Annotated in this window: 12 protein-coding genes; 8 read left to right on the forward strand and 4 right to left on the reverse strand. The window is 47.0% G+C overall.

Annotated elements, in window-relative coordinates; all coding sequences use genetic code 11:
* Positions 1 to 22: 22 nt before the first annotated feature.
* Both BLV62_RS13620 and BLV62_RS13625 read right to left on the reverse strand, forming a co-directional pair.
* Positions 23 to 3367, reverse strand: coding sequence for a TonB-dependent receptor (locus tag BLV62_RS13620; RefSeq protein ID WP_225889580.1), 3345 nt, complete (start codon positions 3365 to 3367; stop codon positions 23 to 25).
* 112 nt (positions 3368 to 3479) lie between these two features.
* Positions 3480 to 4760 carry a UDP-N-acetylmuramoyl-tripeptide--D-alanyl-D-alanine ligase gene (locus BLV62_RS13625; RefSeq protein ID WP_168927843.1) on the reverse strand — a complete coding sequence of 427 codons (1281 nt, stop codon included), beginning with the start codon at positions 4758 to 4760 and terminating at the stop codon, positions 3480 to 3482.
* A gap of 148 nt (positions 4761 to 4908) precedes the next feature.
* Here BLV62_RS13625 and BLV62_RS13630 point away from each other — a divergent pair, with 148 nt between their 5' ends.
* Together BLV62_RS13630 and apaG are read left to right on the forward strand one after the other, a co-directional pair.
* Entirely contained in the window at positions 4909 to 5196 is a 288-nt protein-coding gene (locus BLV62_RS13630; protein ID WP_089762506.1) for a hypothetical protein, read from the forward strand.
* A gap of 82 nt (positions 5197 to 5278) precedes the next feature.
* Complete coding sequence (gene apaG / locus BLV62_RS13635) at positions 5279 to 5665, forward strand: Co2+/Mg2+ efflux protein ApaG (protein WP_089762508.1); 387 nt, start codon at positions 5279 to 5281, stop codon at positions 5663 to 5665.
* A 97-nt stretch (positions 5666 to 5762) separates the two neighbouring features.
* On the opposite strand, the gene gldB is transcribed toward apaG, so the two are convergent.
* The gene (gene gldB / locus BLV62_RS13640) at positions 5763 to 6779 is read right to left on the reverse strand and encodes a gliding motility lipoprotein GldB (RefSeq protein ID WP_443092638.1); all 1017 of its coding nucleotides are present in this window, start codon (positions 6777 to 6779) and stop codon (positions 5763 to 5765) included.
* Between the two features lie 72 nt (positions 6780 to 6851).
* Between gldB and BLV62_RS13645 the strand changes: the two genes are divergently transcribed.
* From BLV62_RS13645 to BLV62_RS13670, 6 genes are all read left to right on the forward strand, one after another.
* The gene (locus BLV62_RS13645; RefSeq protein WP_089762512.1) at positions 6852 to 7532 is read left to right on the forward strand and encodes a porin family protein; all 681 of its coding nucleotides are present in this window, start codon (positions 6852 to 6854) and stop codon (positions 7530 to 7532) included.
* Between the two features lie 17 nt (positions 7533 to 7549).
* The gene (locus BLV62_RS13650) at positions 7550 to 9217 is read left to right on the forward strand and encodes an NAD+ synthase (protein WP_089762514.1); all 1668 of its coding nucleotides are present in this window, start codon (positions 7550 to 7552) and stop codon (positions 9215 to 9217) included.
* Positions 9218 to 9261: 44 nt separating this feature from the next.
* Entirely contained in the window at positions 9262 to 10527 is a 1266-nt protein-coding gene (serS, locus tag BLV62_RS13655) for a serine--tRNA ligase (protein ID WP_089762516.1), read from the forward strand.
* Between the two features lie 205 nt (positions 10528 to 10732).
* Positions 10733 to 11281, forward strand: a complete 549-nt coding sequence (locus tag BLV62_RS13660; protein WP_089762518.1) for a GNAT family N-acetyltransferase — start codon at positions 10733 to 10735, stop codon at positions 11279 to 11281.
* Positions 11282 to 11323: 42 nt separating this feature from the next.
* Positions 11324 to 12409 (forward strand): HesA/MoeB/ThiF family protein, encoded by a 1086-nt coding sequence (locus BLV62_RS13665; RefSeq protein WP_089762520.1) that lies wholly within the window; start codon positions 11324 to 11326, stop codon positions 12407 to 12409.
* Between the two features lie 2 nt (positions 12410 to 12411).
* Entirely contained in the window at positions 12412 to 13155 is a 744-nt protein-coding gene (locus BLV62_RS13670) for a sulfite exporter TauE/SafE family protein (protein WP_089762522.1), read from the forward strand.
* Between the two features lie 2 nt (positions 13156 to 13157).
* Here the strand turns inward: BLV62_RS13670 and moaA are convergent, their stop codons facing one another.
* Positions 13158 to 14123 carry a GTP 3',8-cyclase MoaA gene (gene moaA, locus BLV62_RS13675; protein ID WP_089762524.1) on the reverse strand — a complete coding sequence of 322 codons (966 nt, stop codon included), beginning with the start codon at positions 14121 to 14123 and terminating at the stop codon, positions 13158 to 13160.
* Positions 14124 to 14127: the final 4 nt, after the last annotated feature.

The following is a 14127-nucleotide window of genomic DNA, read 5'->3' on the forward strand; positions in this document are numbered from 1 at the left end:
GTTTTATGTATATCGGAAGAAGTTAGTTGAACATATACCTGATACCGATCTGTCCCTGCCAGCGGGAAATAGTATTGGTATTATCTCTCCACGAATTGGTAAGCGGGATCTGGTTAGCTGCATCCTGGTAAGGGAACGAGAACGCAGGCGTATTGGTAGCTTTGCCAGCCGCATCTCTCAATTGCCCTTCATACTTCAGGAATGACGGCATATTCGGCACTTTGGAAATACCCCATCTCCTGTTCAGCAAATTGCCGAAGTTGATAATATCGAAGCTGATACGCAATGTATGCTTGGTTTTGTCTTTGCCCGTATACACGAAGATGTCTTGCGTGATATTCACATCCATCCGTTTAGAGAATGGCAGCGCTACGGCATTGCGTTCTGCATATTCGCCGCGGTGACGACTCAGGTAAGGGTCCTGCTTGATGAAGTTATCAAGCTGGTTCCAGATGATGTCTGCTGTGCGTTTATCTGCATTCGTGGCAGGATCAAAAGCCTTATCGCTGTACCCTACCGGCACCAGCACGATCTCATTTTTATTCCTTGGAATATAGATCAGGTCATTATTCCCGTTAGCCGCATCATTATTCAGATCGCCGTTATAAGTATAGGAGGTGGTGTTGTATAACCCGTTCAGGCTGGGTGCAGCTTCATACAACATACCAAAGGAGGTGGCAAAATTCTTAGCCCAGGTGAAGCGGTACGAAGCAGCTACCACTACGCGGTGAGGCAAATAGTAGTTGGAGTAGCCCAGCACATTGGCGTTGGGATCGCCGGTCACCGGCCGATCGCGCCAGTTGCTCTGTGCAATACTGCCTCCGTCGTTCACACTTTTTGATTTGCTGTAAGTATAAGCAGCGCTGGCGTAGAAATGCGGCGTGGTTTTTTGCAGCTGCAGGGTTGCAAAGTAGGAGTAACCCTTACTGGTGTTTTTCATCAGGATAGCATCGCTGATGTTGGGATTATCCAGGCTGGTACCGGCTCCGTATATTTTGCTGGAGTTATAACGGATACGGTTATCCGGAGTATTCTCCAGGCGGAAGCCGTCGGATGGCAGGTTGATGTTCTGAAAGTAAACGGCATTGATGTCTTTCGAATAGTTACCTTCCAGGGTAGCAATGATACCTAAAGGCAACTGGCGGTCAATAGCCAGGGTCACTTTCATCACCTGCGGATATTTGAAGTTTTTATCTGTTACCGCAATGTTGTATTGGGTAGATAAATTGCCTGATTTATCGCGGTAAGTATCAGCATTCGGGTTGAACACATACGGGATGGTTGAATGATCTTTGTCGACCTGCGCGGCAAATGAGCCGAACTGCACCCCATTGTTTCCTGCCTGGTTGCTTAACCATACGCCCGGAGGAGGGCCAGCAAATAAACCGGCTCCGCCCCGCAGCTGCGTTTTGCCATCGCCTGTGATATCCCAGTTGAAACCAACGCGGGGAGAAAACAGTGGCGCGGTTTTAGGCGCCTGCCCAACATCTACTTTTACGCCATCCCGGAAAGTAAGTTTCGTCAGCGCTTCGTTGGTGTCGAAAGTGCTGCCTATAACTGGCAGGTCTATACGTAAACCATAAGTCAGGGTGAAGTTATTGGTAGCATTCCATTTATCCTGGATAAACGCGCCCAGTTCCAGCATGTTTATTTTGGCATAAGGGAATGAGCCGTCTTTGGTTGTAGTGTAAGACAATGCATACCTTACGGCGTTCGCTTCTTTGTTGTTTACGGCATTATAAAAATCCTGCAACGTATTATACCTGTAGTTGCCCATATAGTTAGGTGCAAAGCCGTTCAGGAATTTTTTATAATAGTTCTGCGTACCTATCGTGATCTCGTGTTTGCCTTTATACATGGTAAAGATGTCGGACAGCTGGAATACGTCTGTATTCAGTTTGTTGTTATAGGTAAATGGCTCATAACCGAACGCGGTATAGCTGGCGCCTTGCCCGTTCATGATATCTACCATCGGGAATTCCTTTTCCGACAACGCTTTCCTGAAGTCGCGCAGGGCAGAGTAACCAACCTGCAGTTTGTTGGAAGCGCGGTTGCCTATACGTGTATTTAATTCAGCAATAAAGATGTTGAAGTTGTTGTTGATGGTGTAGCCGCTGCCGCTGAACGGAAGGCCTGTGGCGCTTGGCTGGCGCCCGCTTCCAACGGCGCCTCCGCCTGGTGCGCCGCTGTTGCTGGCGGGTATATCCTTGGCGGATTTCAGGTAGTTATATTTGATAGTAAATGTATTGTTCGCATTTACGTTCCAGTCTAATTTCAGGGTTATCTTATCGCTTTGGGTATGATAGGTATAACCTTCATAATCGCCGGGGTTGTAGCCAAATTTATCTATCAGGAATTTTTTCAGTTCATCCAGTTTTTCTGCACTGGCCTGTGAAACGTTTCCGCCGGGAGTACCGCCTTGCCTGTTGGCAACCAGGCTGGTTGCAGGCGCTGAGATCCTTTCCTGCTCGGCGCTTACAAAGAAGAACAACTTGTTAGCCTTGATAGCGCCGCCGGTTGAGAAACCACGGAGGTTGTAGTTGAAATCCGGCTTCGGAACCGTGGCGGTTCCGGCTTTCAGGCCTTGCAAACCGGGTGTTTGAATGTAAGTATAAACAGTACCTTTAAAAGTATTGGTACCGCTTTTTGTAACGCTGTTGATACCTGCTCCGGAAAACCCTCCCTGTCTTACATCGTAGGGTGAAATGTTCACCTGGATCTGTTCCAGGGCTTCCAGGCTGATAGGTTGTGAAGCCGTCTGGGAGCCTAATGTAGGCTGCAGGCCAAATGAATTATTGAAGTTGGCGCCGTCAACGGTGATGTTGTTAAGCTGGTTGCTTCTTCCTCCAATATTTAGTCCATTGGCGGAAGGAGTAAGGCGTGTAAAGTCCTGCATCGACCTGGTAATAGTAGGAAGCCTATCCATTTGCGAACGGGTGATCACTTCCTGGCTGCCGGTCCTTCCTTTGTTGATCACTTTACTTTGGGCCTGTGTGGTCACAACAATTTCGGTAAGACTGCTGGTATTGGCTACCAGCCTGAAATCGGCTTTGAATTCCTGGCCCAGTGATAAGGAAATGTTCTCTCTTTTTTCTTCCTTAAAACCGATGTAGGAAACGGTTAAAACATAAGGGCCGCCCACTCTTAAGTTGGGTAAATTGTACCTGCCATCTTTACGCGAAATGGTCATGTACTTGGTTCCGGTTGGCTGGTGTACAGCAGTGATGCTGGCTCCCGGTACCGGGCCATCGGGGCTGTTAACGATACCCGCAATGTCGGCGGTTGTTTCCTGAGCTTTTAGGGCAGTAGGGGCTATCATCAGTATGCAAAGCAGCATACCGAGCACATAGCAGATTTTTCTGTGCATGCGATTCAGATTTTCGCAAAGGTTAACCGAGTTCTGTAATCATTAAAATTAAAGCAATTATGAAATCGTTAACAAATGCTGAAGACCTGGATCTTCATGATTATCAACATAGTCAGGCAATCACTTTTTCCATGCCGGTACTGCGCGAACCCTTAATTAAAATATGAGCGTTGGCCAGCTGTTGTCGCTTCAGCCATTCTGCTGCCGCTGCTGAGTTTTCGAGGTAAATGAACGGATGCTGGATGTTTTTGAAATCGCCTCCTACCAGTACAACTGCATCCCATGGATGGCTTTTTATAAGATCTACCAGGGCTTCATGTTCTTTAATACTGTCTTCTCCAAGTTCCATCATCGCTCCTAACATCAGTACTTTTTTATCAGCCTTCAAACCGGCGAAGTTTTCGATCGCCGCTTTCATGCTGGATGGATTGGCGTTGTAGGCATCCATGATGATGGTGTTGCCGCCAACCTGCATAACCTGCGAACGATTGTTGGTTGGTGCATAGCCGGCAATGGCCGGACCTATTTTACTTTCAGGAACCTTGAAATAAGTTGCTACAGCTACGGCAGCCATTACGTTAGGGAAGTTATAGGCGCCTACCAGTTGCGTCTGGATAAAACCAACCTGGCTGTCGCCCCTTACTTCCACGCCCAGGAAAGCGGAATCTGTCACTGCTTCGCCAACGTAGTCAGCTTCTGTTTTTCCGTATGTCACGATATGCGGAATTCCTTTTGCCATTTCCAGCAGGTAGTCGTAATCATTGCATACGAACACTGTTCCGTTATTGGCCCTGAGGAAATCGTATAACTCTCCTTTTGCTTTCTTCACTCCTTCAACCCCGCCAAAGCCTTCCAGGTGCGCTTTGCCTATATTTGTAATGATGCCATGGGTTGGTAAAGCTACTTTACAATAACCTTCGATTTCGTGTTGGTGATTGGCGCCCATTTCTATCACTGCAATTTCCACGTCCGGCTGAATGCTGAGGATAGTGAGCGGTACGCCGATATGATTGTTGAGATTGCCAACGGTTGCGTAGGTTTTAAGTCCTGCCGCCAGCGCAGTGCTAACCAGTTCTTTCGTAGTAGTTTTCCCGTTGGTGCCGGTGATGGCCAGGAAAGGTATGTTCAGTTGTTTCCTGTGCCGTAACGCCAGCTGTTGCAATGCTTCCAGGGCATCGGGCACCAGCATCATCTTTTCAGGAACTGTATAATAAGCTGCTTCATCTACAACAGCATAAGCGGCGCCCATTTCCAATGCTTTGGCTGCAAATTCATTCCCGTTGAAGTTGCCCCCTTTCAGTGCAAAGAAAATGTCGTTCGGTTTTAGTTTACGGGTGTCGGTTTGTACTGAGCGATGTTGCTGATAAATGCTGTATAATTGTTCGATATTCACAGTAGAGTCGTATTTGCTGCAAAATAAATCTAATATAGTGGAATTTACTCCAAATCCGGATGGCATTATTCCTGCTATAAAAAACTAAACAACAATTTTCTTTCAGCATTTGGAAAAAATTAAATGTCGTATAAAGGAGAATTCGTGGATGGCGAGAATAGCCGCCCGCTCGCTAAGGGTGCAGTCTGTAGCCATGGTAATAGGGCGCACCATCTACCTGTATGGGGCCAGCAGGGAACAGTTTTTATCAGATATTGCTTGGATGCGACACGAAGCCTGCCATATTAAGCAATATCAACAATATGGTAAAATAGGATTCCTGTGGAGGTATATGACGGAGTATTTCAGGAACGGGTATTATAATAATTCGCTGGAAATAGCCGCCCGGGCGGCAGAAGAAGATTTATCCGTGCTGGAAGACATAGAAATTGGCTAAATATTCGTTAAAGTGGAGGGTGAAAGATAATTTTTAGAGCAGCTGGTTTTATTTTCCTTATTTTTACGTTAAAGGTTGATTTATGGTTAAGAAGGTAACAGAAGGCATCACAATAAGCGTAGAAACGTTTTACCAACCGGATTATTCCAATCCTATTGGGAGCGAATTCATGTTTGCTTACCGTATTACCATTGAAAACAATAATACCTTCCCAATCAAATTGTTACGCCGTCACTGGTATATTATCGATTCCAACGGCGCACACCGAGAAGTAGAAGGGGAAGGGGTAGTAGGTGTGCAACCATTGCTGGCTCCCGGCGAAACATACCAGTATGTGTCCGGATCCAATCTCCGCACTGAGATCGGAAAAATGTACGGTACCTACCAGATGGAAAACCAGTTGGATAAAAAACTTTTTGAAGTAAAGATCCCTGAATTCCAAATGGTTGTTCCGTTTAAACTAAACTAAGTCCCGTCTTTCGTTGAACCTGTATCAGATGCCAGACTTTTGAAAGGGAACAGGAATTGGCTGTGAGCCACCACAAACAGGCAATTCCCGCATTCCGCTATTTGGGCCGGTATTTGGCCGCTTTAAATATTTCCAACAGATTTTTAGACTCCATCAGCTGCTGTAAAGAAATTTCAGGATGCTTCTCCATATATTTTTTTACAATCTGCCAGCCCACAAAGGAACCTATCTTCCCGGGCGAGCCTTCCGGCATCCCCTGTGTAGACGGCCCGTCATTCACAAAATGATTGATATCCTGCCAATCAGTTGAATAAAGTAAATTATTTTGCACAAAGAATTGCCAGATCATTTGTTCGTTGTCGAAACACCAATCGAGCTGTTCCTTTGTATAGCCCAGTTTTATTGTATCTGCCGTCGCCGGCAATACCTTATCCAGGAAATACTGTTGCTTGCCCGCCTCTATCATTTGTTCCAGCAGGTTGCTGTTCTTGGCGGCCGGGTACAACTGCTGCTGGATCACCTGCATGCTGTTTACCGGGATATAAGCAGGATCGAATCTCCTGATCATATACGCCGGGTAATCGGGGATCTGCGAATAGGGAGGGAAATCGGCGCCCATGTACATATCCAGCCCGATTCCCAGGATCGAATCTATAGTTATTGCTCCATAATTGGCAATACCTGAAATAAACGTGATAATTTTTGGAGGGTGAAAAGATGGGATATAATATTTCGTATACCTGAAAGCCTGCTCCAGTTGCCCTGTCAGGTCCCGGTTTTTGAACTTCGCCTGCACCGACGATTCCAGCGCCCTGAAATCAGGCGTTGTCAGGAACAACCTCAGTTGTTTGGGCGTATTCACCGAATCCCGGATCGATCCGAGGTTCAGGATCTCTGAAATATACAGGGGCATGAAAACAGGGTAATGCTGTTGCAGCTCCCTGATGCCGGCCACTGTATTGTTGGTGTCGATGCGGAAGAATGCTGAATCAAATCTCGACAAGCTAACGGACATGGGTATATTACTGACATCAGGTAATTTTTTGCCACTGTTGCAGGCACTCCCCAAAGCCAGCGTTCCTAAACAGATTAATAGGGTGAGATATCTTTGCATAGCCATAAAAATACGAATAGAAGTGAATGAATAGTGGGTTAATTCGTATTTTGATGCCGAAACCGATGAATTATGAAGAAGACACTCCTTTTGCTGACAGCTTTAGTGATAACAAAAATAAGCCTGGGCCAATACGGATATAACGATAACAAAGGCATACGACTTGGATTTACATTAAGCCCGCTGATCTCTGTGCTGAAGCCGCAGGAATCGGGGGTAAAACGGAACAGCGCAAAAGCGGGACTGAATTTCGGACTGATCGCCGATTTTCCATTGAACGAAACCGGTACTTACGCGGTTGCATCCGGCTTCCAGGTGCTGATTGCCGGAAGCACCCTGAAATACGACGCAGGCAAAGGATTGAACGCTTTTAAAGCCAATCCCGCAGAATACAATATGAAGCTCACTTATATCGAAGTGCCACTGGCGCTGAAGCTGAAAGCCTCGGCAGATAACAACATCCGCTGGTGGGGCCAGTTCGGTACCTATTTCGATTTTCCCATCCTTGGCCGTGCAGATGTGGTGTCGCTGAACCAAAGCACTGATAAGGTGAATATACTGCCTGAAATGAACCGTATCAATATCGGCTGGTTGATCGGCGCAGGCGCCGAATACCCGCTGGGCGGCAACCTGGTTGGTACCGCCGGCATTACCTACCAGAACGGGTTCGTGGATGTTACCCGCAATAAAAAGTGGGATGACGGAAGGATAAATATGAATAGCTTTGCACTACGACTGGGGATTTACTTTTAATTCAGACTACTTTTTATATGAAAATAATACTGGCGCAACAGAATTATCATATCGGGAATTTTGAGCAGAATACAGCGAAGATCATAGAGAGCGTTCATGCTGCAAAGGCGCAGGGAGCCGATCTGGTAGTGTTTTCTGAATTATGTATCTGCGGATACCCGTCGCGCGATTTCCTGGAATTTGAAGATTTTATCAGGCAATGCTATCATGCTATTGAACAGATCAAGGCGCATACGCAGGATATTGCCGTACTGGTAGGATCTCCTGCCAGGAATCCACAGAAAGAAGGAAAAGACCTCTTTAACGCCGCCTGGTTCCTTTATGAAGGCGAAGTAAAGCAGGTAGTACATAAAACTTTACTGCCAACGTATGATGTATTTGACGAATACAGGTATTTCGAGCCATCGTTCGAATGGAACGTCATTCCGTTCAAAGGCAGGAAACTGGCAGTCACCATCTGTGAAGATATCTGGAACCTGGGCGATAACCCGCTTTACCGTGTGTGCCCTATGGACCAGCTGATGGCGCAGGAACCGGATGTAATGATCAATCTTTCTGCCTCCCCGTTCGATTACGATCATGACGAAGACAGGAAGGAGATCATCCTGGCCAATGTGCTGAAATACAAGATCCCGATGTATTACTGCAACGCCGTTGGATCGCAGACTGAAATCGTGTTCGACGGCGGGTCCCTGATCTTTGATGGTAAAGGAAATATCGTAAAAGAATTTCCTTACTTCCAGGAAGCAATGGATGGCGTAACATTGGAAGAATTGCTCAACAGCCCGCTGCCGCTGGCTAAGCCCGAGGTGCTGACACCCGTGACCACGCTGGAATTCGATCATAACATTGGCCGGATCTACGACGCCCTGGTACTGGGGATTAAGGATTATTTCGGGAAGATGGGCTTTAAAAAGGCTATCCTTGGTTCTTCAGGCGGTATAGACAGCGCCGTTACCCTGGCCATTGCCTGCGATGCGCTGGGTAGCGAAAACGTAAGGGCTATCTTAATGCCTTCGCCATATTCTACCAGTCATTCGGTAGACGATGCCGTTGCCTTATCAGAGAACCTGGGCAATCCGCACGATATAATCAGGATCAACGATATCTACGAATCTTTCCTGAAAACGCTGGACCCCTATTTCAAAGGCCTGCCCTTCAACGTGGCTGAAGAGAATACGCAAAGCCGCATCAGGGGCAACCTCTTGATGGGACTGGCGAATAAATTCGGTTATATCCTGCTGAACACTTCCAATAAAAGTGAGCTGTCAACAGGTTATGGAACCCTCTATGGCGACATGGCCGGGGGCTTGTCGGTATTGGGAGATCTGTATAAAATGCAGGTTTATGCACTGGCCAGGTATATAAACAGGGAAAAGGAAATTATACCGGTAAATATTATAGAAAAAGCGCCATCGGCTGAATTGCGTCCCGGACAGAAGGACAGCGACAGTTTGCCTGACTACACCGTGTTAGACAGGATACTGTACCAGTATATCGAAAGGCGGCAAGGGCCCAGGGAAATAGTGGCACAAGGGTTCGATGCCGCATTGGTTTCGCGGACCTTAAAAATGGTGAACACCAACGAATACAAACGTAACCAGTTTTGCCCTATCATAAGGGTTTCTTCCAAAGCCTTTGGCGTAGGCCGCAGGATGCCGATTGTAGGCAAGTACCTTAGCTAACGCCTTTATTTATTAATATATTTGCAAAAATTTGATCATACAACATGTTACAAGTACCGTTTATACGTCAGAATAAAGAGTTTGTGGTAGAACGACTGGCTTTCAAAAATTTCAAGGAACTGGAAGTAGTGGATGAGATACTGGAACTCGACGACAAGCGTAAAAAGTTAACCCTGGAATACGACGAAACCCAAGCGCAGATCAATAGTTTGTCTAAAGAAATAGGTAAGCTGATGAGCCAGGGTAAAAAAGAAGAAGGGGAAACGCAACGTGCCGCCGTAGCAGCGCTGAAAGAAAAGCTCGGCCCGGTGAACGAAGCATTGAACGAAACTGAAGCAGCTTTACATAACGCCCTGGTGAAATTACCCAACCTGCCTGCGGCTATTGTTCCTCCCGGCAAAACGCCTGAAGAGAACGTAGAGATCCGTAACGGTGGCAAGATACCTGATCTGTACCCAGGCGCCGTTCCGCATTGGGACCTCGCCAAACAATACGACCTGATAGACTTTGAATTGGGCAATAAGATCACCGGCAGCGGCTTCCCCGTGTTCAAAAACAAAGGCGCCCGCCTGCAACGTGCATTGATCCAGTATTTCCTGGATTACAACACTTCCAACGGGTATATGGAATACGCTCCTCCTTACCTGGTAAACCATACCAGCGCTTATGGCACCGGCCAGTTGCCTGATAAGGAAGGGCAGATGTACCTCACCCAGGATGACTATTATCTCATTCCTACTGCCGAAGTACCTGTTACAAATATTTACCGCGATGAGATCCTGAAAGATACGGACCTGCCGGTAAAAATGACCGCCTATACTCCGTGTTTCCGCAGGGAAGCCGGGTCTTACGGTAAAGATGTACGCGGCTTGAACCGTGTACACCAGTTCGATAAAGTAGAGATCGTACAACTCGTACACCCTGATAAATCTTACGAAGCGCTGGATGAAATGGTTGCCCATGTAGAAGCATTGATTAACCAGCTGGAGCTGCCTTACCGCATTCTTCGTTTATGCGGCGGCGATATGGGCTTTGCCTCTGCGCTGACTTACGATTTCGAAGTTTACAGCGCCGCACAGCAGAAATGGCTGGAAGTTAGCTCTGTAAGTAATTTCGAAAGTTACCAGACAAACAGGATGAAGATCCGCTTCAAAGAAAACAATGGTAAACCGCAACTGGTGCATTCCCTCAACGGAAGCTCCCTGGCCTTACCAAGAATACTTGCCTGTATGCTGGAAAACAACCAAACCATTGAAGGCATACAAGTGCCAACCGTATTACAGAGCTATTACGGCAGCAGCATGATCTAGTTTCACGCAAAGGCGCTAAGTTTTTTGAAGGGGCATAAGTTTTTTTTAAGAGACATAAGTTTTTTAAGGATTAAGAAAGGAGAAGATTATATAATATTCATAACACAATCTTCGCTTTTCTTTTAATCCTTATGCCCTTTAAAAAAAAACTTATGCCCCTTCAAAAAACTTAGCGCCTTTGCGTGAAAATAAAAACGATTGACAAATGAAGCACTTTCTTCCGAACGGGGATGAATTGGTGATCAGGATGCCTGAGCTTCGCGACGCTCCCGGTTTGCTAAGTAATTTTCAACGTTTGACCCGGGAAACAGAATTTCTTTTGTTTACCCATTCAGAAGCTATGGACCTCGATGTGGCTTCGGAAGAAGACTTTATCCGCTCTTATCTCGATAATCCCGAACAGCTTCTGTTACTGGCTACGGTACGCGGCCAGATCGTGGGCTCTATCAATGTTAATCACCCCGGGTTTAAAAAGAAATCCCATACCGGGGAAGTAGGCATTTCTGTGGAAAGTAAGTGGCAGAACATGGGCATTGGCAGAAGATTGATGACCGCTATGCTGCGCTGGGCCGACGACCGCCCCGAACTCCGTTTGCTGACGCTCAATGTTTTCTCCATTAATGAAAAAGCAATGCAGATGTACAGGAACTTCGGCTTCATGGAATGCGGCCGTCTTCCGCATGGCATTCAGCTGCCCGATGGAAGCTATACCGACCTCATAACGATGTATAAGGTTATTAAACCAATCGTGTAATTTCTCCGGGATACAATTAACTTTAAGGTTAAAATCAGGCGTATGGACAGGTATGATCGCCAAACCAGGCTGAAAGGTTTTGGACCGGCTAAACAGGCATTGTTACAACAGGCAAAAGTACTGGTGATTGGAGCCGGAGGGCTGGGAGTGCCGGTACTGCAATATTTGACGGCAATGGGGGTTGGAACCATCGGCATTTCCGAACAGGACACAGTTTCTATCACCAATCTGCAACGGCAGGTAATTTACCAGACAGCGGACGAGGGTAAACCCAAACTAAAGCTGGCAATAGAAAGACTGGGACTCCTGAATCCCACCGTCAGGTTTATTGAACACCCTGTATGGATAACAAGAGAAAATGCGCTTGAAATAATCTCCGGGTATGATGTAGTAGTAGATTGCACAGATAATTTCGGTACAAGATATTTAGTGAACGACGCCTGTGTGATTGCCGGCAAACCCCTGGTATATGGGGCTATTTACCAGTTCGAAGGCCAGGTGAGCGTGTTTAATTACCAGGGCGGCGCTACTTACCGCTGCATCTTTCCAGAGCCGCCGGAAGCGGGCCAGATGCTTAATTGTAGCGAGATCGGGGTGCTAGGTGTGTTGCCGGGCATCATCGGCACTTACCAGGCAAATGAAACAGTAAAAATTATAACCGGTATCGGCCAGGTACTCAGCAACCAGCTGCTGGTGATAGATACTTTAGAGAATACTCACCAGGTTTTCAGGTTTAAACCTAATGCAGCCAACCTGGCTATCAGGGCGTTGGCCGATAATTATTATCAAACAGTTTGTGAAATGAATACAGTACAGTCATTGTCTGTAAACCAGCTGGAACAATGGATAGAAGCGAAAGAGAATTTTGTGCTGGTAGATGTAAGGGAAGATGATGAATGGGAGATCTGCCATATCCCGCAAGCTATTCACCTGCCAATGGGGCAGGTATTGCAGCAACCTTCCCTTGTTCCTTCCGGAACGCCGGTTGCTGTATTATGCCATCATGGTATGAGAAGCCGCGCCGTTGCGCAGCAACTGGTGGCAGCAGGTTTCCCCGATGTATATAACGTGGAAGGAGGCATTCATGCCTGGGCCATCAAGATTGATCCTGACATGCAAACCTACTAACCGTGATCACAGAGCTTTGTATCCTTTTTTTCCTGGTAGCCCTGGCCTATTCGGCGGCCGGCTTTGGAGGCGGGTCCAGTTACCTGGCGATCCTGGCATTGTGGGGGATAGATTTTCAGCTGATGAAATCCACGGCCCTGTTATGCAATATCGCAGTAGTGACAGGAGGCGTATATCATTTTTATAAAAGCGGTAACCTGCCTCTGAAAAAAGCTTTGCAGCTTTCACTGGTCAGTGTTCCATTGGCTTTTGTGGGAGGGTATTTGCCGCTGAAACAGGAAACCTTTTTTCTCATATTAGGGATCGCTCTCACCTTAGCCGCCCTGGCTATGTGTTACAGGTTCTTTTTTGAGAAAGAAGAGATAGTAGCGCCTAAAGAAAAGGAAAGCGAATGGGCATATGGGATCATTGGAGGAGCTATAGGGCTTTTATCAGGGATGACGGGAATTGGCGGCGGAATCTATCTTTCGCCGGTTTTGAAGCTGGGAAGATATGACACTGCAAAACGAATAGCAGGGCTTAGCAGCTTTTTCATCCTGGTAAATTCCATTTCGGGCCTGGCGGGGCAGGCAGTTAAGCACCCCATCGCATTTGACTGGCGTTTTTCTTTGCCCCTTATCTTATCTGTAATTGTGGGAGGTCAGCTGGGCGCCCGTTTAAGCGCCAGGGTTCTGAAACCCCGGTGGGTAGCGGGTGCAACGGCGGCATTGATCCTGTATGCAGGCGTCAGGATGCTCATCAGATAACTTTACCCGCCGATCAGCGACATGCTGGCTTTATCCAGACTGGCATGTTTTTCTGCCTCAAAACCATCGGCATACCTGGCGTTCAGCGCGTCTATAATGGCTGGCATCAATGGCTGGCCGGTATTTATCAGTTTCTTCAGGTTTAAAACATCATTGCCGTACAAGCAGGTTCTTACACCGCCATTGGCGGCGATCCGCAGCCTGTTGCAGCTGCCGCAGAACGTTCTGCTGTATGCCGGGATCACTCCTATGCTCCCCTGGTGGCCTGGTATCCGGTAGTTGATGGAAGTGGTATTAGGAGCATCGCTCAGTTTCTGCAGCTGGTATTGTACTGATATGGTTTCCAGGATGCGGTGGTAGTTCCAGTTGATCCCCGAAAACCCGTGTCCTTGCCCGTTAAAAGGCATTTCTTCAATAAACCTTACAGATACCGGGGCGTCTTTGGTCAGGGCAACAAAATCGTTTATTTCATCTGTATTCACGTTATCCATTACCACCATGTTTATTTTCACCTGCAGCTGATGCGCCAGCAGGCTATCGAAAGTTTTTATCACGGCGGCAAAAGAATCCCTTCTTGTAATTTTTATGAAGCGGTCGGCCTGCAAGGTATCCAGGCTTAGATTGATATGATCTGCGCCCAGTTTTTTTAATGCCGGGATATAGTCGGAAGTTAATACGCCGTTGGTGGTAACGGCGATGTTGGCGATCCCTTCTATGTTATGTATCTTTTCTAAAAGAGAAAGCAAACCTGGTCTTAAAAACGGTTCCCCGCCAGTTATTCTTACCTTGGAAACACCTGCTGCGGCAAGGGTGCTCAGAACGGTGATGATCTCTTCATCCGTCAGTAAGGTATCCTTTTTTGCAAACTTCATGTCGGCCGGCATACAATAAGTGCAACGTAAATTGCACCTGTCGGTCACCGAAAGCCTGACATAGTTGATCACCCGTTGTTGCGCATCAAGCAGCATCTTA

Source organism: Chitinophaga terrae (ex Kim and Jung 2007), assembly GCF_900107795.1.
Classification (GTDB): Bacteria; Bacteroidota; Bacteroidia; order Chitinophagales; family Chitinophagaceae; genus Chitinophaga; species Chitinophaga terrae.

Coding starts and splice junctions, on each gene's coding strand:
- BLV62_RS13620 (WP_225889580.1), bottom strand. CDS start 3,367: ATGCACAGAAAAATCTGCTATGTGCTCGGTATGCTGCTTTGCATACTG.
- BLV62_RS13630 (WP_089762506.1), top strand. CDS start 4,909: ATGGCGAGAATAGCCGCCCGCTCGCTAAGGGTGCAGTCTGTAGCCATG.
- apaG (WP_089762508.1), top strand. CDS start 5,279: ATGGTTAAGAAGGTAACAGAAGGCATCACAATAAGCGTAGAAACGTTT.
- gldB (WP_443092638.1), bottom strand. CDS start 6,779: ATGCAAAGATATCTCACCCTATTAATCTGTTTAGGAACGCTGGCTTTG.
- BLV62_RS13645 (WP_089762512.1), top strand. CDS start 6,852: ATGAAGAAGACACTCCTTTTGCTGACAGCTTTAGTGATAACAAAAATA.
- BLV62_RS13650 (WP_089762514.1), top strand. CDS start 7,550: ATGAAAATAATACTGGCGCAACAGAATTATCATATCGGGAATTTTGAG.
- serS (WP_089762516.1), top strand. CDS start 9,262: ATGTTACAAGTACCGTTTATACGTCAGAATAAAGAGTTTGTGGTAGAA.
- BLV62_RS13660 (WP_089762518.1), top strand. CDS start 10,733: ATGAAGCACTTTCTTCCGAACGGGGATGAATTGGTGATCAGGATGCCT.
- BLV62_RS13665 (WP_089762520.1), top strand. CDS start 11,324: ATGGACAGGTATGATCGCCAAACCAGGCTGAAAGGTTTTGGACCGGCT.
- moaA (WP_089762524.1), bottom strand. CDS start 14,123: ATGCTGCTTGATGCGCAACAACGGGTGATCAACTATGTCAGGCTTTCG.